This window comes from Parascardovia denticolens DSM 10105 = JCM 12538, from assembly GCF_001042675.1.
Lineage (GTDB): Bacteria > Actinomycetota > Actinomycetes > Actinomycetales > Bifidobacteriaceae > Scardovia > Scardovia denticolens.
The window spans coordinates 1390126-1410489 of sequence record NZ_AP012333.1; the positions used below are offsets into that span (position 1 = coordinate 1390126).

At 59.3% G+C, this 20364-nt stretch carries 18 protein-coding genes and 1 tRNA gene; 7 read left to right on the forward strand and 12 right to left on the reverse strand.

Features of this window, described 5'->3' with window-relative positions; genetic code table 11:
- Nucleotides 1–57: 57 nt before the first annotated feature.
- Complete coding sequence (locus PSDT_RS05765; protein WP_006290238.1) at nucleotides 58–933, reverse strand: thymidylate synthase; 876 nt, start codon at nucleotides 931–933, stop codon at nucleotides 58–60.
- Nucleotides 934–1211: 278 nt separating this feature from the next.
- On the opposite strand from PSDT_RS05765, the gene PSDT_RS05770 reads away from it, so the two are divergent.
- Entirely contained in the window at nucleotides 1212–1622 is a 411-nt protein-coding gene (locus tag PSDT_RS05770; RefSeq protein ID WP_006288877.1) for an OsmC family protein, read from the forward strand.
- 167 nt (nucleotides 1623–1789) lie between these two features.
- Here the strand turns inward: PSDT_RS05770 and PSDT_RS05775 are convergent, their stop codons facing one another.
- The 3 genes from PSDT_RS05775 to manA all read right to left on the reverse strand — a co-directional run bounded on the left by PSDT_RS05775 (nucleotide 1790) and on the right by manA (nucleotide 5639).
- Nucleotides 1790–2869, reverse strand: a complete 1080-nt coding sequence (locus PSDT_RS05775) for a universal stress protein (RefSeq protein ID WP_006288876.1) — start codon at nucleotides 2867–2869, stop codon at nucleotides 1790–1792.
- Between the two features lie 162 nt (nucleotides 2870–3031).
- On the reverse strand, nucleotides 3032–4105 hold the full coding sequence (locus PSDT_RS05780; protein WP_143828280.1) for a CHAP domain-containing protein: 1074 nt from the start codon (nucleotides 4103–4105) through the stop codon (nucleotides 3032–3034).
- 220 nt (nucleotides 4106–4325) lie between these two features.
- The gene (gene manA / locus PSDT_RS05785) at nucleotides 4326–5639 is read right to left on the reverse strand and encodes a mannose-6-phosphate isomerase, class I (RefSeq protein WP_006288873.1); all 1314 of its coding nucleotides are present in this window, start codon (nucleotides 5637–5639) and stop codon (nucleotides 4326–4328) included.
- A 57-nt stretch (nucleotides 5640–5696) separates the two neighbouring features.
- Between manA and PSDT_RS05790 the strand changes: the two genes are divergently transcribed.
- The gene (locus tag PSDT_RS05790) at nucleotides 5697–5981 is read left to right on the forward strand and encodes a DUF2530 domain-containing protein (RefSeq protein WP_397224289.1); all 285 of its coding nucleotides are present in this window, start codon (nucleotides 5697–5699) and stop codon (nucleotides 5979–5981) included.
- An 8-nt stretch (nucleotides 5982–5989) separates the two neighbouring features.
- On the opposite strand, the gene PSDT_RS05795 is transcribed toward PSDT_RS05790, so the two are convergent.
- Nucleotides 5990–7501 (reverse strand): sensor histidine kinase, encoded by a 1512-nt coding sequence (locus tag PSDT_RS05795; protein WP_006290234.1) that lies wholly within the window; start codon nucleotides 7499–7501, stop codon nucleotides 5990–5992.
- 119 nt (nucleotides 7502–7620) lie between these two features.
- Here PSDT_RS05795 and phoU point away from each other — a divergent pair, with 119 nt between their 5' ends.
- On the forward strand, nucleotides 7621–8301 hold the full coding sequence (gene phoU / locus PSDT_RS05800) for a phosphate signaling complex protein PhoU (RefSeq protein WP_006288871.1): 681 nt from the start codon (nucleotides 7621–7623) through the stop codon (nucleotides 8299–8301).
- Between the two features lie 44 nt (nucleotides 8302–8345).
- Here phoU and PSDT_RS05805 read toward each other — a convergent pair whose 3' ends face one another.
- From PSDT_RS05805 to PSDT_RS05825, 5 genes are all read right to left on the reverse strand, one after another.
- Nucleotides 8346–8936, reverse strand: a complete 591-nt coding sequence (locus PSDT_RS05805; protein WP_006288870.1) for a uracil-DNA glycosylase family protein — start codon at nucleotides 8934–8936, stop codon at nucleotides 8346–8348.
- A 220-nt stretch (nucleotides 8937–9156) separates the two neighbouring features.
- Nucleotides 9157–9897 carry a phosphoglyceromutase gene (locus PSDT_RS05810; RefSeq protein WP_006290232.1) on the reverse strand — a complete coding sequence of 247 codons (741 nt, stop codon included), beginning with the start codon at nucleotides 9895–9897 and terminating at the stop codon, nucleotides 9157–9159.
- Between the two features lie 50 nt (nucleotides 9898–9947).
- A complete protein-coding gene (menA, locus tag PSDT_RS05815) occupies nucleotides 9948–11039 on the reverse strand; it encodes a 1,4-dihydroxy-2-naphthoate octaprenyltransferase (RefSeq protein WP_006288868.1) in 1092 nt (363 codons plus the stop codon).
- A 52-nt stretch (nucleotides 11040–11091) separates the two neighbouring features.
- Nucleotides 11092–12693: a lysine--tRNA ligase gene (gene lysS / locus PSDT_RS05820; RefSeq protein ID WP_223293575.1), complete on the reverse strand. Its 1602-nt coding sequence runs from the start codon at nucleotides 12691–12693 to the stop codon at nucleotides 11092–11094.
- 173 nt (nucleotides 12694–12866) lie between these two features.
- The gene (locus tag PSDT_RS05825) at nucleotides 12867–13775 is read right to left on the reverse strand and encodes a beta-carotene 15,15'-monooxygenase (RefSeq protein ID WP_231859823.1); all 909 of its coding nucleotides are present in this window, start codon (nucleotides 13773–13775) and stop codon (nucleotides 12867–12869) included.
- 303 nt (nucleotides 13776–14078) lie between these two features.
- Between PSDT_RS05825 and PSDT_RS05830 the strand changes: the two genes are divergently transcribed.
- Both PSDT_RS05830 and PSDT_RS05835 read left to right on the forward strand, forming a co-directional pair.
- Complete coding sequence (locus tag PSDT_RS05830; protein ID WP_006288865.1) at nucleotides 14079–14390, forward strand: YhbY family RNA-binding protein; 312 nt, start codon at nucleotides 14079–14081, stop codon at nucleotides 14388–14390.
- A gap of 63 nt (nucleotides 14391–14453) precedes the next feature.
- Nucleotides 14454–14530, forward strand: a tRNA-Pro gene (locus PSDT_RS05835).
- Between the two features lie 133 nt (nucleotides 14531–14663).
- Here the strand turns inward: PSDT_RS05835 and PSDT_RS05840 are convergent.
- Nucleotides 14664–15245 carry a thymidine kinase gene (locus PSDT_RS05840; protein WP_006288864.1) on the reverse strand — a complete coding sequence of 194 codons (582 nt, stop codon included), beginning with the start codon at nucleotides 15243–15245 and terminating at the stop codon, nucleotides 14664–14666.
- 271 nt (nucleotides 15246–15516) lie between these two features.
- Here PSDT_RS05840 and PSDT_RS05845 point away from each other — a divergent pair, with 271 nt between their 5' ends.
- Nucleotides 15517–16956 (forward strand): NupC/NupG family nucleoside CNT transporter, encoded by a 1440-nt coding sequence (locus PSDT_RS05845; RefSeq protein ID WP_006288863.1) that lies wholly within the window; start codon nucleotides 15517–15519, stop codon nucleotides 16954–16956.
- 122 nt (nucleotides 16957–17078) lie between these two features.
- Here PSDT_RS05845 and PSDT_RS05850 read toward each other — a convergent pair whose 3' ends face one another.
- On the reverse strand, nucleotides 17079–17807 hold the full coding sequence (locus PSDT_RS05850; RefSeq protein ID WP_006288862.1) for a deoxynucleoside kinase: 729 nt from the start codon (nucleotides 17805–17807) through the stop codon (nucleotides 17079–17081).
- Between the two features lie 531 nt (nucleotides 17808–18338).
- On the opposite strand from PSDT_RS05850, the gene PSDT_RS05860 reads away from it, so the two are divergent.
- Nucleotides 18339–20321, forward strand: a complete 1983-nt coding sequence (locus PSDT_RS05860) for a DUF4037 domain-containing protein (protein ID WP_006288861.1) — start codon at nucleotides 18339–18341, stop codon at nucleotides 20319–20321.
- Nucleotides 20322–20364 lie beyond the last annotated feature (43 nt).

The following is a 20364-nucleotide window of genomic DNA, read 5'->3' on the forward strand; positions in this document are numbered from 1 at the left end:
CTCAATCAAACGGACAAATCAGACGCCAGAATCAGACGGCCGAATCCAACTGCCAGATCAGACGGCCACGGGAGCGGCGATCTTGGCCCCATGCTGGTAATTCAGCACATGGAAGTCCTCGTACTGGTAGTCGAAGAGGGAATCGGCCTTGTCCATGACCAGCTGGGGGTAAGGATAAGGCTGACGGGACAGCTGTTCCAGGAACTGGTCCACATGGTTGTCGTAGATGTGGCAGTCTCCCCCGGTCCAGACGAACTCGCCCGGCTCCAGACCCGTCTGCTGGGCCATCATGCAGGTCAGCAGGGAGTAGGAGGCGATGTTGAAAGGCACGCCCAGGAACATGTCGGCGGAACGCTGGTAGAGCTGACAGGAAAGCCTGCCATCGGCCACATAGAACTGGAAGAGGGCGTGGCAGGGAGGCAGGGCCATCCTCTCGACTTCGGCGGGATTCCAGGCGGAGACGATCATACGACGGGAGTCGGGGTTATCTTTGATCATCTGAAGCACATTGGCGATCTGGTCAATGGTGCGATGGGAGTCGTCCTTGGTCGGCGCCGGCCAAGACCTCCATTGGACCCCGTAGACCGGGCCGAGCTCGCCGGTCTCCGGGTCGGCCCATTCATCCCAGATGTGCACCTTGTTCTCCTGCAGCCAGCGCACGTTGCTGGAGCCTTTGAGGAACCAGAGGAGCTCATAGGACACCCCTTTGAACCAGACGGATTTCGTGGTGATCAGGGGGAAGGAGCGGGAGAGGTCGAAACGCATTTGTTTACCGAAGAGGGAGATGGTCCCGGTGCCGGTCCTGTCCGATTTGAGACTGCCGGTCATGAGGATCTCCCGGGCCAAGTCTTCGTAAGGGGTGGGGACGTCCGACTGGGGACGGGCGGGGACGCAGGCGCGGATCGCTTCCAGTTCTTCTTGTGTCAAAGCCATGGCTCCATCATATGGTCAGTCTGGGATAGAGGACTCGGCCGCCGCCGACTATTGAGACCGTTCCGCTCTTAGCGACAGGGGCAAATGAATGAGCCTGTTGTAGAGTTGTAGCTGAAAGCCGGCGGAGCCGATGGCTCCGGCCAAGGCGGCGGTTTCGGTTGCTCCGGCAGATCCGTTGCTCCGGTTGCTCCGAGAACCCCGGTTGCTCCGACGAAGAATATAAGAATATACGGAAAACACGAAAGATTCGGAAAACAAAACACGGAAAAGAGGTAACGATGGCACGTTTATGGGTGGACCGCAAGGCTGATGGAACCTGGGTCGGACACAAGGAAGGCGGGGCCGAAGTGGTCTTCGGGCACGGGGACGACGTCTTCTCCCCCGGCGATCTGATGAAGATCGCCCTGGCCGCCTGCGCTGGGCTGTCCAGCCAATTCGCGGTCGAATCCACTTTGGGAGAGGGAAAGGGGGCCATCATCGTGGTGGATGGCACCTACGATGACGCCACCGACTCCTACCTCAACTTCAGCGAGCAGGTCGTGGTGGACGCGACCGACGCCAAGATGGACCAGGCCGCCGCCGATAAGCTCAAGGAGCGGGTCATCCGTCACATCAACAAGGGGTGCACCGTCAAGCACACCTATCAGCAGGAGACCCCTGTGCGTATGGATGTGGCCATCCGCCACTGATCACGATGCGGATGCCGCGGCAGGTTCCATTGCGGATGCCACGACCGCTCTGACTAGGAAAAACGAAAAGCCGGGGGGCTGACCCCGGCCTTTTCCGTATTCCTTTTTTGAGAAGAGGGATCCCAAGAGGTCCTGAAAGATCCCGAGAGTCCCGAAAAGTCCAAATCCTACAGGGACTGGGCGCTTTGCGGGTCGATGGTGGACGCGACGTCGGCCGCCACTCCCTCATCCGGGCTTTCCAGCGACACCTGCCGCACGCCTTCCACGGTCTCCAAGGGGACGGGGGGCACGTCGGCGGCGGAGCGCGGGTTCTCGTTCATCTCGGTCTCAGCGGCCTCCACATACTTGCGTGGAACCACGTAAACCGGGCCCACCGCATGCTGAATCAGCCCTTGACTGACCGACCCGAAGATCAGGCCGGTGAATCCTCCTCTGCCGCGGGATCCGACCACGACCACGTCGCTGGTCTTGCTGGCCTTAGTCAAAGCGTCCACGGCGGACCCTTCCAAGACCTGTTCCTCGATCTGCAAATCCGGATATTTCTCCCGCAGAGGCTGGGTCCTCACCTTGAGGTCATCCAGGTAAGAGGCCATGATGTTCTTCTGCTCGTCCTCATCCAGTCCATTGGCCCCCACCGGGGTGATGCCGGTCATGGCCGGGACGGCGGAAAGCACGGTCAGCTTCGCCCCCCATTGGTTGGCGAATTCGGCCGCGATCTGGATGGCCCGGACCCCCCACTTGGATTCGTCTGCCCCCACCACCACGTTCTTGATGGTGTTGCTCAGGTGCATGACATTGCCTTCGTCGTCGGTGTAAGGGATGACCACGACCGGGCAATAGGCCGCCGCCGGCAGGCTGGAACTGGTGGTCCCCAGCATGCGCTCGGCCAAGCCGCCTTTGCCTCGGTTACCGATGACAATGAGGTTGTAGTTGTGGGAGAGCTCGATGAAGACGCTGGCCGTGTCCCCGGTGACGATCAAGGTGGTCGCCTTGACCCCCTGGGCTTCGGCTATGGCCTTGGCCTTCATGAGGATGGTTTGCGCGTCGTTATGCGCAGCTTTGTCATCCCCCATGGAGGTATAAGTCACATCGAAGGAGACGGCCGCGTAAGACGGCAGGGAATATGCGCAGACGATATGCAGGGTCAGACCGGCGTGATGGGCGTAATTCGCAGCCCACCACACGGCTTTATAGCTGGCGTCGGAGCCATCGACCCCGACCAGGATGGCTTTGTCGTACTTTGCCACGATTCCTCCTTTGGAACGCACGTCCACTTTCCTTCAATTTTACGCAATTTTCATCGACTTGCATAAATGACAATCAGGAAAGGCGTGTCCCAAGAGGACAACCTGCAAGAAATCCCCGTGGAAATCCCTATAAAGAAACCCTCTATGGGAATCAGCGGAAAATCAGCTATGGATGAACTGGAAGTTACTCGGATTGCTGATGGTACGGATGTGAATCACGCCCTGCCACACGGCCCCGCATTCGGAGATGGTGACGGTCCCATCAGGATTGACGGATTCGACGATGGCCACGTGCCCGTAAGAGGGGTCGGAGCCTTCCTGGCCAGGGGCGAAGACCATGACATCGCCCACCTGGGGCTTGTTGTCCACGGCGTAACCCATGCCACGGGCAGAAGCGGCCCACTGACCGCCGTTGCCGAAGTGGGACCCCACCGGCAGACCCAGCTGGTGGCGGCGCAAGTAGGCCCACCAGGTGCACTGGGAGAATTCGTAGGCATTGCCGGAGTCCCCGGTCGCATGGTTGACCTTCATGGTCTCGGCGGCGGGGGCGGTGTAAGAGAAGAGGGTGGTCGGCTTGGAAGTGGAGTCAGCCTGGGAAGCGACGAGGGCGGAAGTGGACGGCTTGACGACGGATTCCACTTTGGCCTTCTGGGTGGAAACGCTCAACTTAGCCGTGTCCACATTGGAGGAGTTCGTATCCAGGTTCCAGCGGGCGGAAGAATCCTCGGTGACGGAAGCGGTCTCAGTGGCGGAAGGCTGGGATTGGCGGTCTTCATGACGGCTGACGGAGGAGGAGCCCAAGGACTGGCTCTCCACCACTTGGGAGGAGGAAGAGCCGTGGGCGGCCAAAGTCTGATTGGCGGCCGAGGCGTAAACGGTCCCGATGGTCCCCATGAGCATGGTGGCTGCTGAGGCGACCATGAATTGCCCGCGACGGGCCGATTTCTGTTCCATCAGGCGCAGGTCTTTGCGGGTGACGGGGGCGGAATTCAGCTTCTCCAGCAGGGCGAGGTCCAGGTCATGCCGGACGGCGAAACTGGGGGCATGGGCGGGGGTGGTGTCTATGGGGACGGCTGGCGCCAGATGCCGGCCGGGCTTGGGTCTGTGGGAGGTCACGGAAAGGGAGGATCCACCAGTCGCGAGGTCGACGTGTTTCCCAGCGCCGGAAGCCTTTCGGCCTGCCTGCGAGTGCATGGTATGGCGCGACGAGGGGCTGACGTGTGCTCCATGTGACATAAAAGGTCCTCCTTGATAGACCTCCACCACCATAACAAGGCCGATAGAGAAATTCAATTTATTTGTGAAGATTTCTCCCGAATCGTGGAATCGGACGGAAGAAACACGTCCAAAATTGTCCACCAGTCGCCTGGGAATCGCCTGACGAATCCCCCTGTCAGCGAAAAGCCCGTCATGGCTCCCGTCGGAACCATCCCTCGCGACCGGCCAGGCAAGGCCATCACAAAGCGCACGAGGCCAGGATGTAGGATCCGGGTGCGGGACTCCCTCCGCTGACGGTCACCGATTTTTCGCTGGCGGGGATGAAGGCGGCCTCCCCCTGTTTCAGGTCGAGCACCTGGCTGTTGGTCCGGCAGCGGACGATCCCCTCCAGACAGACGATCACGCGGGGGCCGCCTTGCGAAGCCAGGACATGCTGGGGGCCCACCGCTTGGGCGAAGCGGGCCTGGGCCTGGCGCAGGCGGTCGCTGACCGCCCACCAGTGGTCCGGCTCCTGGCAGCGGGGGTCCACATGCCCGTACGCCAACATGAATTCCTGCAAAGTAGGCCGGTAAGTCACCACATCGGCCTGGAGGATCATCTTGATCAGGCCGGAGGAAGGGTCCAGAGGAGGGGCCGGCCGGCAGTCCATGTTTTCCAGGAAACGCGGCAGGTCTTTGTACTTCCCGGTCAGACCGGCCCGCAGAACGTTGTCGGAATTGGTCATGATCTCGGCCCCCGTCCCTGACAGGTAGGCGTGCACGATCCCGGTGGGGATGAAAACGGATCCGCCCTGTTGCAGTTCCACCGGGTTCATCATGGCGATCGCCAAGGCGCTGCGGTCAGCAGGAAAAGCTTCGGCCGCCCGGGCCGCATGGGCCAGGGGACTCCCCGGGTCGCATCCGAAGGAAGCCCGGATGATGGCCTGGCTGACGGAAGGGTCCCCTTCCCGGCAGGTCCCGTCCTCTTCCCAGCCCAAGGCTATGCGAAAGGCCTGATTGACGGCGTTCCGGGCCCCGGTCTTGCCTTTATCGGCCCCGGCCAAAACCTCCACCATCCTGTGGGCCAGAGGATGCTCGACCATGCTCAAGGCCGCGATCTGCTTCCTGAGGGGCAGAAAACCGACCGAAGCGCTGAAATCCTCCAAGGCCACCACCATCTCATGCTTGGCCACAGGGTCTTTGAAAGTCCGGCAGGGGTCCGACAGGTCCAGGCCCGACTCGCTCTCCCTGGCGAAGCCTTCCCTCGCCCGGTCCAGCGAAGGATGCACCTGCAAAGACAAGGGCACTTGGGCGGAGATGATTTTGAAAAGGAAAGGCAGGGAGTCCCCCCACCTCTGGACCACCTCGTGCCCCAACATGAATTCAGGAGCCCGGTCGATGGCCTCCGCCAAATTGATCCGGTCCCCGTCCACATCCAAGACCGAGGGGGATTCGGGATGGCCGCTGAACCATAATTCGGCCAAAGGGCCCGGTTCGTCAAGATGGAAGAGGCTCTGCAGGCGCTGGGTGGACCCCCAGGCGTAGTTTTTGCGAACCGGCTCAATCCGATACATATGGCCTCCTTAAAGCCCCATCAACATCATAGCAAGTCCCGTGCGGTTGGCGACCTCATGAGTACAATGGGGGACGTGAAACTCGCGCCTATTTACGATCCTGAAGTCCGCAAGCCAGCCCCCCATGCGGCGCAGGTGGATTTGCGCGTTCTTTTTTGGGTGGGGACCATCCTCTGGGTCATCGCGGCGGTCGTCTACGGCATCCTCATGCTGCTGGGCCATCAGATGCGCAGGGAACTCCATATCTGCCTTTTCGGCGTCCTCATCGGGGCCCTTCTGCTGGTTTGGGAATTCCTCAACCGCAAACAGTACCGCCTTTTCGCCCTTTTCCCGCAGAGTTGAGGGGAGCATCAGGCCAAAGGCAGGGCCACGGTGAAGGTCGATCCTTGGCGAGGGGCCGACCACACACCCACCGACCCGTGATGGGTCAAAGCCACATGCTTGACGATGGCCAACCCCAGGCCAACCCCGTCAGCCGTCCTCTCGTTCTGGTTCTTGCCCCGATAGAAGCGCTCGAAGATCCTCTTCTGATCCTCCTTGTCCATCCCCTGACCGTGGTCGATCACGCGAATGAGGGCGGAACGGCCGTCAGGCGACCGGCTGGAAGTGAGGACCACATCGGAATGGAAGGGCGAATACCGGATGGCGTTGTCGACCAGCTTTTCCAAGGCGGCCACCATCTCCTCCTTGTCCGCATGGATGAAAAGGCCTCCCTGGCAGCGGACGTCGATCCTGATGTTCTTGGTGGCGGCCGACGCTTTCAAATCGGCCGCGGCTTCCTGCAGCAGAGGAGCGACTTCCATCCGGTTTTCAGGCGATGGGACCAGGTCTTCCTGGGCCTTGAGCAGAATGAGCAGGTCGGCCACCAGATGGTTGAGATGCTGGCTTTCCTGGGTGACGGTCCGCGCGTCTTTCTGGAGGATGGCCTTGTCCATCTTGCCCTCTTCGATGTCGCGGTTCAGGTCGGCCCCCAATTTTTCCAAGGCTTGAGCGGGAACTAGGAGCTGCTGGCTGATGTTGGTGACGAAATCATCGCGGATCCGGGCGAAACGGCGTTCCTGGCTTTTGTCCTGGACCAAGACCAGGACCAGGTGGGCGGAGATCTGGCGCACGGTCACGGTCAGCCAATTGCGCCTAGCCACAAGCTGCAGCTGCCTGTCTTCCTCGGATAAGTCGGATGGGGCGAGGGCGGCTGGCGAGGCCTCCGCACTGATTGAGGCCGGACCCTTTTCCCCGCCTATGGCAGGCAATGCAGGCAAGGTGGCTCCCACCCGGGCCGGCAGGGCCATATCGTCCGGCGTATGCGTGACCAGGTCGAAGATCTTCCTCTCCCCGCTGCCCCTTACCTGATGGATGGCCTCCAGCAGCTCCTCGTTGCAGACAGAGTCATTGCGGGCCAGCCCCAATTGATACACCTGCGGGGAGGAACGGACGATGTCGTCGTCTTCATCCACCACCATGGTGGCCGCGTCGATGGTGCTCAAAATGGTGATGGCGGACGGGGCCAGATCGTCTTCCTGCTTTCCTCCCGGCCTCTCGTCATCATCGGAATCATCGTCGAAGTCATCGGAATCGTCATCAGGGCCATCGCCCCGGCCACTGCCTCCCCCTCCCCTACGGCGATGCTTCCGGTTGTGCTTCCACCACCAGACGGCGTCGGACAAGCTATGTCGGTTGGTTGGCCGACCGCGGCCTTCCGTCTGCGCCTCCGCCTCCGCCGAGCCCTGTCTCGCCCTGCCCCGGGCCGAAGCGGCCAAGGAGCGGATCCACCGGATCAGGAAGTAGGCCACCGTCCCCAGGCCGATGGCGAGCATGACCAAGAGGATGGACAAGGCGGAAAAGGCGAAGGCGTCGAAATGCATACTCCCATTGTGACACAGATATGGCAAGTCCGCCGGCCCGGGCCCGGAATTTATGGCCGATGCTTTACCATAGAGACCATAAGGAACGACAAGGCAGCCGGACAAAGGATGGGACAGCGATGCGAGTTATCTTCACCAAGGAATTGAAAATGGTCGCCGATGACCTGGACCGTCTGAGCAAGGGCGTGCATCTGGCGATCGACCAAGCCGGCAAGGCCTTGTTGGACAGCGACATAGATACGGCCCAGGCGGTGATTGACGGCGACGCGGCTTTGGACAAGCTGGAGAACGACATCCTCAACCACTGCGTGACCCTTCTGGCCCAACAAAGCCCGGTGGCCACGGACCTGCGCATGGTCGTCTCCACCCTGCGTCTGGCGGCCACCTTCGAACGCATGGGCGACCTGGCCCGGCATATCGCGGAAACGGCCCGCCGCGCCTACCCCCAATGCGCCATCGACGATTCCGCCCGCGAGGTCTTCGAGCAGATGCAGCAGTTCGTCTCCCACGCTTCGGCCCAGCTGACCACTATCCTGGATACCCGGGACGTTCGCATGGCGGAAAGGCTCATCATCAATGATGACAAGCTGGATGCCTTGCACGAGAAGACCTTCGAGCTGGCGACCAGCGACGCCTGGCCGGCCAGCCGGCAACAGATCATCGATCTGGTCCTCCTGGGCCGCTACTATGAACGCTTCGGGGACCACGCCGTTTCCGTGGCCCGGATGCTGGTCTATATGGTCTCAGGATTCGACCCCACCAAAGAGCCTCAGCTGGAGAGGGACCAGGAAGTCTCCTAGCCTCTTTTCCCCTCTCCCTCACTCCTTCCCCCTATAAATAATATCTATTCCTCGTTCAGAATCCCCCGAATCCTCTCTTGCAAGAGGGGGATCACTTCCTCCTGGTACCAAGGGTTCTTCTTCAACCAGAGCTGATTGTGCCAAGACGGATGAGCCAAAGGCATGAATTCCGGCAGGTAGCGGTCATAGTCCCGGATGATGTCCGTCAGCTTGACCGAATTCTTCTGATGCAGATAGGCGTGGACCGCGTACGTTCCAACCAGAAGGCTCAGCTCGATTTTCGGCATGAGCTTCAGAAGCCGCGGATGCCATTTTTCGGCGAAACCCGGCCTGGGCGGCAGGTCGCCGGATTTTCCGGCTCCGGGGAAATAGAAATCCATGGGCATGATGGCTATGCACGGGGAGGTGTAGAAGGTCTCCCGATCCACCCCCATCCATTCCCGCAGTTTGTCTCCGCTGTGGTCGTTCCATGTCTGCCGGGTCTCTTGGGCTATGCGTCCCGGGGCCTGGCCGATGATGACCAGCCGGGCTTGCTGATTGACTATATATAAGGGATCGATTCCCTGTCTGGTGTAGTCGGCGTTCTGTTCATCGGCCTTGATGTCTTCGAAGATCTTGGGGAAGGAATCAGTCATGCTCGTTCACCGCCTTGTTCTCGTCTGTCCTCATGGGTCCTGATTGGCCTGGATTGGCTCTAACCGGCTCTAACCGGAGTTAATCGACACTCTGGCAGGAATCCGGGTACGAAAAGGTCCTCTGACCTATCGGACTAGAGGACCCTGCTGAAAAATCAGCTGCTTTTCGCTTGGCGGCTTTGCTCCGCCGAGCCTTAAGCCTTATTCGGCCTGCTTTAGCCTACTTCTGGCCTTGGGCGGCGACGGCGGCTGCGCCTGCCGCGGCGGCTTCGGGATCCAGGTATTCGCCACGGGGCTTGATGGGCTTGAAGTTCTCATCCAGCTCATACAACAGCGGAATGGCAGTGGGGATGTTGACCTTGGAGATCTCTTCCTCGCTCAGGTTATCCAGCATCTTGACGATGGCGCGCAAGGAATTGCCATGAGCGGCGATCAGGACGGTCTTGCCGGACTTAAGTTCGGGGACGATGTCGCTCTCCCAGTAAGGGGTGACGCGCTCGACCACGTTGGCCAAGGCCTCGGCTTCGGGAACCTCGGAAGCGGTGTAACGAGGGTCGTGAGCCTGGGAGTATTCATCGTCAGGGTTGATGTCAGGCGGCGGTGTGCCATAGGAACGGCGCCAGATCATGAACTTCTCGTCGCCGTACTTTTCGCGGATCTCGGTCTTGTTCTTGCCCTGCAGAGCGCCATAGTGACGCTCGTTCAGACGCCAGCTGCGCTTGACGGGGATCCACAGGCGGTCTGCCTCATCCAAGGCGTAATTGGCGGTGTTGATGGCACGACGCAGCAAAGAGGTGAAGACGATGTCAGGCAGGACGTTCTTCTCCTTGAGAAGCTGACCGCCACGCTTGGCTTCTTCCACGCCCTGCTCAGTCAGAGGGACGTCAACCCAGCCGGTGAACTGGTTTGTCTTATTCCATGCGCTCTGACCATGTCGGAGCAGTACTAATTTGTAAGTCATGGTCCCGATTTTACCCACCGGCTCAGACGAGGACGGGCGCGCATCAGGCCTCAAATCAGAGGCAGGAAGGCGAAAGGAAGGAAGGAAATGGCGGAAAAGCTGATGGCCGCGGAGACCAAAGTCAAGGCTCGCCGGAAATCCCGTCGATGCAGACGAAGCCAGAGCGAAACGTCCATGACCGATTGGATCGATAAGCCGGTCAAGCAACAAACTATCATGGTCGCGAGTGAAGAACGGGGCGGAAGGGGGTGGGTCCCGGATGCGATCAGAGGAATGAAGGGAGAGGATACAAGCAGGAAAAAGGCTCCGGCCTGGGCAAGGAGAAGGGCCCCGAGGCAGATGGCAAAGACGGCCTCCCCCCTCTTCCTGCCCCAACGAACCATGAGCGTCCTTTTGCCATGGAATTCGTCATCATCGATATCGCGCAGATTGTTGACCATCATCAGACAGGCGGAAAAAAGCCCGGGAATCAGGCAGGCGAGAAAGGTGAAGACGTAGGCGAATATACAGGTACAGGTGAAGACAGGCTGAGCCGATCCGGATCGGACGAATCCGGCCGGAGGGCAAAAGGGCCAAGGGGAGCCAAGCACGCAGTCCGTCCCCAACACGGCGACAGGGCCGAAGAAAAGAAAGGCGGCGACTTCCCCCCAGCCTGCCATCCCGTAGGGATGCCGGCCACTGGAATAGGCCCAGGCCGCGGCCAAGCATACGACGCCCACCGCCATCAGCGCCCACAGGCCGGTAAGGGTCACAACCACCAACCCGGAAAGGCAGGCCAAAGCCAAAAAGCCCACAGCGACGGCCAGAGCCGCCTTAGGCCTCACTCCGGAAGCGACCAGCCGGACAGGGCCGGAAACGGGGCCATCCTCGCGGTTCGCCCTTCTGGCCTCATCGCGACCCCTGGTCCCATCGGAGTAATCATTGAGGAAATTCACCCCGATCTGCAGGTTCAGGCTGACCAAAAGACAGAAGGCGGCCAGCAGCCAGAACCGCGGCCATCCATCGGCAGATCTGGGAAACCCCTGCAGACGGGCCAGGACGGTGGCGGTCACGACGGGGAGGAAGGCCATGGGCAGGGTCCGCCAGCGAAAGCCGGCCATCCACAAGGCCAGCCTCCGCCGTCGCTCTTTTCGCCCGTCCATGGGAATCCTTCCCGCCCGGTCCCGACCATCGAATCGGCCAGGAACCCTGATTTTAAGCCTGAAGAGGTTTGACCAAGGGGAAGGTGATGGTTTCGCGGATGGTGGCGCCGGTCAAGGCGATGAGCAGACGGTCGATTCCCATGCCCATGCCGCCGGCCGGGGGCATGCCCACGCCCAAAGCTTCCAGGAAGTCCTCATCGATATCCATGGCTTCGGAGTCTCCGGCCAAAGCCATCTTGGCCTGGTCCACGAAGCGCTGCCTCTGGACGACCGGATCGTTCAGTTCGGAATAGGCGGTGGCGAGCTCAAAGCCGCGCACATACAGATCCCACTTCTCCACCTGTCCGGGAATAGACCGGTGGGACTTGGTCAAAGGCGAAGTCTCCACGGGGAAATCGCGCACGAAAGTCGGCTCCCACAACTGGCGGGAATCCTCCGTATAGAAGTGTTCCCACAGGTGTTCCACCAGTTTGCCGTGGTTCTCCACCTCCTCCCGTTCCACGCCCAGCTTGTCGGCCAAAGCGGCAAGGTGTTCCACGGAAGTCTCCGGAGTGATCTCCTCCCCCAGCTTCTCGGACAAGGAACCATACATGGTGATGGACTTCCACTCCCCGCCCACGCTGTAAGGAGTACCGTCAACCAGAGTCAACTCGGTGGTGCCGAAAGCGTCGATGGCCGCCTGCTGGACCAAGGACTGGGTCAGTTTGGCCATGGTGTCATAAGTGCCGTATGCCTCGTAGGCTTCGACCATGGTGAATTCAGGCGCATGGGTGCCGTCCGCCCCTTCGTTGCGGAAGTCGCGGTTGATCTCGAAGACCTTATCGATGCCGCCGACCAGCATGCGCTTGAGGAAAAGCTCAGGAGCGATGCGCATGAAAAGATTGATGTCGAAGGCGTTCATATGCGTTTCAAAAGGACGGGCGGTGGCCCCGCCATGATTGGTCTGCAGCATGGGGGTCTCGGCTTCCAGGAAGCCACGCTGATCGAAGTTCCGACGCAGGGAGGCCACCACTTTGGCCCGGTTACGGACCATGTCGCGGGACTTCTGGTCCACGATCATGCCCAGATAAGGCTTGCGGGTGCGCTGCTCTTCGTTCAGCTCCTTGTGCAGGGCCGGAAGCGGGCGCAAAGACTTGGAGGCGATCCGCCACTGGTCGACCATGATGGACAGCTCGCCGGTCTTGGAAGCGATCACCCGGCCATGAAGGAAGAGGTGGTCGCCCAAATCCACCAGCTGCTTGTAAAGCTTGAGGGAGTCAGCTCCGACTTCCCGCTTGGAGACCATACCTTGGATATGGGTGCCATCCCCGGCGGCCAACTGGACGAAGCAGAGACCACCGCCGTTGCGCAGGAAAAGCACGCGGCCGGCCAAGCCGACGAAGTCGTCGGTTTCGGCCCCGGCCTCTAGAGTGGATTTGCCTTCCTCATCCGTATATTTGGTTACCACTTCCTCGATGGTGGAGGTGATATCCAGCTTGACAGGATAGGGGTTGATGCCTTCTTGCAGCATGAGGGCGCGCTTGGCCACGCGCATCTGCACCTGTTCGGGATGGGCGCTGGGGCCGAATTCCTTGTTGGAGACGTCGATGGCATCATCCAGGCTGGAGCCGGCATCGATCCTGGCTTGGATGGCCGCGTCCTGGTCCTGGAGCATCTCCGCATGCTTGATGGTTTCCAGCCCCCGCTCGGCTTGGTCTTGATCGGCCTGCAACTGGGCCTGATCATTGGCGATGGCGGCGTTGAAAGCCACATCCTCGCTCACGTCTGTCATTTCCCCTGCCTATCTGCTAACTAAAACTTACTCCGCCTTAGTTTACGCAAAGCCCACTACCGCTTTCCGCCTGACGAATCGGACTGATGACCCCGCCGTTTGACCTTGTCCACAAGCTTGCGCACCACGTGTACAGGCAACCAAATGAAAACGCATATCGCCAGCGCGGGAAGCACGATCATATAAAAGGGGATGGTGGGGTCGCGCAGGACAGAGCTCGCCACGGCGATGGACAAGCAGTAGACGGAGGCCAGTTTCAGGCCATACCTTTTTACTAGGTGACGCATGCCTGCGGCAAAACCGCCGGAGAACAAGGGCTCCTCCTCATTCCCTTCATCACCATCATCATCCTCTCCTCCGCCCTCACCCGCATAATCATACCTGAATTTCCGGCCCCTGAGCCGCATAGTCGCTTCGTAAGAGAACTTCACGAACATCTGTCCAAGCAGATACGAGGACACGGCCACCAAGATAATGCCTAATACGCTATAAGTCACTAACCCCATGAGGGCGGTCGCCACGATGCCGATCACGAAGGCGATGTCCTGCTCTTTCATCTGGTCTTGAAAAGACTTTTGGGCGGGAGGGTCCAACTCCTCATCAGACAGCGTCTTCTTACGTCTGCTCTTACGCTTGAGCCGATGATGCAAAGCGAAAGCGTTCCACCCCATGCCAATCACGAAGGCGATGATGGTAAAGACCAGCACCACACGCCACCTATAGGAGGAAAAATAGACTGATAGGTCCGGCTGCGACCGCATGGCTTCGACAACGCTCAGGCACATCCCTAAAACCACGGAATCAAGATCGATCAGGAAAGTGTAAAAGGCCACCAGGACCCCGGAAAACCGAGGACGCTTGATCAACAGGGCCATGATGGGGGTCATCTCAGCGCAGGCCCAGCATAGGGCGAAGAAAACCGTGACCGCGCCGGCGAAATCCCCGAGGAACTTCCACTTCGGCATAGCGTCGGTCATATCCATCGCAGCCCAATTATCCAGGGCCCCGATAATAAGGCAGAATGGCGAGAGGGATAAGAAGTTGGGAGAGTCGTCCAAATCGATATAGGAGCGAAAATACCAGGGAAGATTCGCGTCCCGAGGATTCGCGCCTCTTGTCTTCTTTTTCCTTGACATACGCTCGCTTGGTTCCTTTTGCTCAGACTGGAAGGTTGGACAGGTACCATTCTAAGCCCTCTTTCGATACCGTTGGATAGCATGAGAACAGTAATCGGATAATCACCTCCAAGCAGCCACGATAGGATAGCAATGGCACGACCACTGACAAAAACGCAATTGAAGACTCTGAAAACCATGGCTATGCCTCTGAAGCCCTTGCTCATCATCGGCAAGAACAACGTGACCGACGCCGTGGTCAAGCAGGCGTTCGGCCTCTTGGCCCAGAAAGAACTGATCAAGATCCAGGTTCTGGCCGATACCTCGGAGGTTACGGTCAAGGAGGCGGCGGAAGACCTGGCTGGTCAGCTGGGGGCGACCGTGGTGTCCGCCATGGGCAACCGGGCCGTGCTTTTCAAGCGTTCCAGCCGCAAAGACATTGAGCATATCAAGCTGGGAGCTTGACACACGGCTCACCCTGGCCGATTTGATTTCCGAGCCTTGGGCTAGTATCTTCTGTGTTGGTAACGGGCTGTAGCGCAGCTTGGTAGCGCGCTTCGTTCGGGACGAAGAGGCCGTGGGTTCAAATCCCATCAGCCCGACCAAAAAGGAGACCCCGCTTCATGCGGGGTTTTTCTATATTCCGATTATATTCCCCTGCTCTGCGGCCGTATCTGGCGGCGAACCCAACGGCTTCCTTCAGCTACGTTCATCAGTCATGCTTTTCACCAGCCATGCTCAATCGGCTGGTTTGGCCTCGGGATGGAAATAATGATGCCGGCAGACGGAGATGTAGGTCTCGTTGCCGCCGATCTGGATCTGCTCCCCCTCATAGACCGGCCGGCCGTCCTCGGTCCGCAAGACCATGGTCGCCTTTTTGCTGCAGAATTGGCAGATGGTTTTGATCTCCTCAATCTTATCAGCCAATAAAAGCAGATGGTAGGACCCTTCGAAAAGCTTGTTCTGGAAATCGTTTTTGAGTCCGAAGCACATGACCGGCACTTTAAGGTCATCCACCACCCGGGCCAGGTCATAGACATTCTTCTTCGACAGGAACTGGCATTCATCCACCAGAACGCAGTAAGGCTTCGTCTCCAAACCTTGGAGGAAGGCGACGATGTCGGTATCGGGATGGATGGGGACGGCCTGCCGGGTGAGACCGATGCGGGAGGAGATGTTGCCGTAGCCGGAGCGGGTATCGACGGCCGAAGTCATGAGGACCACCGATTTGCCTTGCTCTTCGTAGTTATGCGCGACCTTGAGGATCTCGATGCTTTTGCCTGAGTTCATGGTGCCATAACGGTAATAAAGCTGGGCCATTGTTCTCCTCCTTAGGACGACGATCGGAAGGGCGAGCCGTCATCAATTCTTACCACGAGATGATTACCGGCTTGGGAGGGGCCCGACACACATCGCCGTCGGCCCGTCTCATATAGAGAACGGGCTTCTCCCTTGATTTTCCTTGTCATTCCACGCCGACGGGCGGTCAAATGGCATCTTTGTGTTTTATCTCACTTTCTCAGGGCTTGCCCTCCATCAGACCCGGCCGATACCATGAAGAAGTTGTCTCAAAATGAAGGAGAACTGTTCAATGAGCCCTCTCTACCTAACGCTCAACATAGTGGGAATCCTGGTCTTCGGCTTCGTCGGCTGGCTTTTCTCCCATGACCGCAAACACATCGCCTGGGGATCGATCGGCATCATGGTCGTCCTCAACATCTTCATCGCCTGGTTCCTCACCTCGTTCTCGTGGGGGCGGGCGGTCGTCAGCGCGACCGCGGCCGGCTTCACCCAGATGGTCAACGCCGCTTTCAAAGGCATCAACTTCGCCTTCGCGAACTGGGTCGGCCCCAATGGCATCAACCCTAAGCCGGTGAATTTCGTCGCCTCCTCCCTCCTGCCCATCCTCCTGGTCGTCCCCATGTTCGACATCCTCACCTACATCGGCTTCCTGCCGTGGATCATCAAGTGGGTCGGCCGCGCCTTGAGCTTCATCACCAGGCAGCCGAAATTCGAGACCTTCTTCTCCGTGGAGATGATGTTCCTGGGCAACACCGAAGCCCTGGCCGTATCCAAGCTGCAGCTGCAGAAGATGAAGCCGGCACGGAACCTGACTCTGGCCATGATGTCCATGAGCTGCGTGACCGCCTCCATCCTGGCCTCCTATATTCAGATGGTCCCCGGCGAATTCGTCCTGACCGCCGTCCCCCTGAACTGCATCAACGCTTTGATCGTGGCCAACCTCCTCTACCCCGTTGAGGTTTCCAAGGAAGAGGACACCATCGCCACCCTGGCCGATGAGGCCGAATCGCAGGCAGCGGCCGCAGCCTCCGCCGACGCCACCAGCGCCGAGGCCGCCGCCCCTGCTTCCGCACAGGTCGTGGAGACCGCCGCCGAAACCGAGACCGTGGCCGAAGCGGTCGAGCCCGCCGAAGGCGATCAGACCGAAAAGTCCGTCTCCTCCTGGTTCTCCAAGGTCTTCAAGCGCGATAAGAAAGACGGCGAGCAGAAGGCCGTCAAGCCCCAGCGTGAGCCCTTCTTCTCCTTCCTGGGCGATTCCATCCTGGGCGCCGGAAAACTGATCCTCATCATCACCGCCAACGTGATCGCCTTCGTGGCCTTGGCCGCCCTGATCAACATGCTGCTGGGCCTGATCAACCCCAACCTGACCTTGGAGCGCATCCTGGGCGTCTTCCTCTATATCCCCTCCCTCCTGTTGGGTCTGGACCCCGGCACCGCCTGGAACATGGCCGGCTATATGGGTATGAAGCTGGTGACCAACGAATTCGTGGTCATGAGCGAAATCACCAAGACCATCGGCACCTTCGCCCCTCATTACAAGGCCGTGCTGACCGTCTTCCTCACCTCCTTCGCCAACTTCAGCACCATCGGCATGGTGACCGGCTGCTTCAAGGGTCTGGTGGGCAAGGAAAAGAACGACCTGATCGCCAAGAACGTGGGTCGTTTGCTCTTGTCCGGTATCCTGGTTTCCCTCTTGTCCGCCGGTATGGTCGGCCTCTTCGTCTGGTAAACCATCAATAAACCAGCCAATCACAAGTGAATATCAAAAGGCCCGGCGAATGACCGGGCCTTTTCCTTACTTTTCCTTATCAATCAAAGGCAAAAGCTAAGCGAGCGAAGTGCGGCGGCTGGCTAGAAAGCCTGGACCCCTTCGTAGCGCTTGCTGCGCAGTCGGTCGAAATCGGACTGGCTGAGGGTGCCCACTTCCACCATGGCGGATTCGATCTTGTCCAAGACCTGGTTGCGATGGTCCTTGTTCTCGGCGAAGTCGAAATGGTTGCCGTCTATGGTCACCAAAGCGGAAGACTTGTAGTTGTCCTTCCAATCGGCGTAATAGTCGATCAAAGTGCTGTAGTACTCCTTGAGAGAGGGATCCTCATCCACCTGTTCAAAAGGACGGCCCCTCTTCTTGACCCGGTAGAGCATGGTTTCCAGGTTCACGTCCACGAAAATCATGAGGTCGGGGGACTTCTTTTTGGCCGCGTAAGGCAGCTCTTCCAGCATGTTGTCCAGCAGGGACTTGTAGATGTTCCACTCTTCCTCGGTGGCGTGGCCCTGATCGGTGTTCATCTTCATGAAGATGGAATCCTCGTAGATGGACCGGTCCAGGATGTTGTTGTCTTCCTGCATGGCCTTCTTGATCATGGCGAAGCGACGGTTGAGGAAGTAGACCTGGAGCAGGAAGGCGTAAGGATTGGTTTCCGCCTTGCCTTCTTCCACCAGCTTGTTGCCGTGGTAGAAGAGAGGAAGAACGGGATTGTCTTCTACAGGCTCGAAGAAGGCCTTGGTCCCCAGTTCATCGGACAGGATTTGCGTCAGCGTACTTTTTCCAGCGGAGATGACTCCAGCACAAGTCAACAAAATTCGACTCACCCCTTTGCATGCGGTCTGCATGGTCTTTGAAATTATCGCGTTTTACGGTCAAGGTTTGCCGGTCTTCCCGGTTCCGACCGGTGGCGAATGACACCGGTGAAACTTGCTCGCTAGGCAAGCCTAGCAGTCGGGCCCCCTCTCGTCCAGCCCTCCGAAGTCGTGGATCCGGAAGGTTATTTAGGGGGAAGAGGTGGGGTGGAATGACCTTCGTTTCCCTATGACGATGGTCGTGAAAGACCGGTTTCCATCCCGCGAATCGGCTTGGGGATGGAGGATGGACTTGCCCTTTTCCGGTTTGGAAGAGGAGGATGCCCCTTTCTGGGATATCCCTATATTTAGGGGGAAGGTCAAGGCAAGCGTGTCATATCTACCGCTTTTTCTAGAGGAAATGTGGCCTATCTCTCATTTCGACCCATAGCATGTTTCCTCTTTCGCCTTCTCCCCTTTCGCCATCGCCCCCTCCCCTGAACAGGGATTCCTCAGAGCTGAGATTTCGCTTCTTCCCCATAAGATGGAAGCATGACCGACATCACCGATGATGATTCCCCCATAAACACCGAAACCTTCCTGACCGATCTGGACGCCATCTACAGTCGCCATACCGGGGCGAGCGAGGCCGAGCCTTACATGCTCGACGCCCTGGAGACCGCCGCGGAAGCCGGGGATGACGCCGCCCAGCTGACCATCGTCAACGAGCTCATGGGCTTCTACCGGTCCCAAGGCAGGCATGAGGACAACACCCGGCTGGCCCAGGCTTCCCTGGAGTTGGCCCTGCGGATGGGGCTGGAAGGCAGCGAGGAATGGATGACCGTGCTCATCAACGCGGCCACCGCCATGCGGGCGGCCGGCTATTACGACCAGGCCCTGGCCTTGTATCAGCAAGCCCTGCGCGCCAGTCAGGACCTGCCGAACGCCTCTCCAAGGGACAAGGCGGCCTTGCATAACAATCTTTCCATGCTCTACTCCGAAACCGGAGACCTGAAAACCGCCTTGAGCGAGCTGAAAACGGCCTTGGACCTGATGACCCAGGCCAGCACGGACCCCGAGAACGACATCGACCTCGCCACCACCCATACCAACATCGCCCTCCTCCTTCTGCAAACGCCCGCGGAAGAAGACCCCGCCGCCCTGCCGCAGGCCTTGGAAGAAGCCAAAAAAGCCTTGGATATCTACCACCATGACCCTTCGCTGGACCTGACCAACTCCGCCCATTACGCCTCGGCCCTGGCCGGATACGCCCAAGCCCTCTTGCTCAACGGACGTCCGACTGAGGCGGTCTCCTATTACGATCAGGCCCTGGCCTCGATTTCCGAGACCTATGGGACCGACACCGATTATTACCGCACAACGGCGGCGAACGCCCAGGTGGCCCGCCAGGCAGCGGCAGGCGGGAAGGCAAGCGGGACAAAAGACAAAGCATCGGGCAGGACGATGAACGGGACAAGGAACGAATCGGCGGACGAATCGGCCGCAGCCTCCCCGGCTAAAACCCGAATGGATCCGCCGTCCGCATCCCCAGCCACGACTTCGGACACTCCCCAGACCCGGATCAAAGGACTGGCCTTGGCCCGCAAATACTGGGAAGCCTATGGGAAACCCCTGATCGCCGAAAAATACCCGGCTTACACCGGCCGGATTGCGGCGGGATTGGTCGGCCACGGGTCCGAATGCTACGGCTTCGACGACCGTTTCTCCCAGGACCACGACTTCGGCCCCCGCTTCTGCCTCTGGCTGACCGAGGAGGACTACCAAAGCATCGGCGACGCCCTGCAGGCCGACTACGATTCCTTGCCCTCGGAATTCCTGGGCTACCACATGAAGGCCAAAACCGTCCGCTCCCAAGGGGAGAGGAAAAGGGCCGGGGTCTTTTCCATCGACTCCTTCTTCGAATCCCTGACCGGCCTGGCCGCTCCCCCAAGCGAAGACGAACTCATCCTCTGGCTCAACCTGCGTGAAGACACTCTGGCGGCCGCGACGAACGGACGGGTGTTCGCCGACCCTCTCGGCGCCTTCTCCTCCCGCCGGCAGGCTTTCAAAGACATGCCGGATGACATCCGCTTCTGTCTGATCTCCCGCAGGCTGGGGATGATCAGCCAGGCGGGTCAGTACAACTTCCCCCGCATGCTGGCTCGGAAAGACCGGTCTGCCGCCACCCTCTGCCTGGCCGAATTCGCCGACGCCGTCTCCTCCTTGGTCTTCCTGATCAATAATCCTCTGATCGTGGGTTACGCGCCATACTATAAGTGGCGCTTCGCCGCCCTGCGCCAACTTTCCGCCCGGCCGGCCACCCGCCTGAGCCAAGTCTGCCCTTTGGTGGAGGAGATCCTGGCCAACGGGCCGCAGGCGGAGACGACGGAGCTCATTGACCAAGTCTGCCACTTGATCGTCGCGGAGCTGAAAAACCAAAGCCTGACGACCAGCCCGGAGGAATTCCTGGAATGGCAGCGGCCTTTCATCGAAAGGCATATCTCCCCCCGGCATTCCTTCCTGCGCAGCATATGAACATCTGAAACAAGGCGAAACGGCCAAGAACCGTTGAACGGGA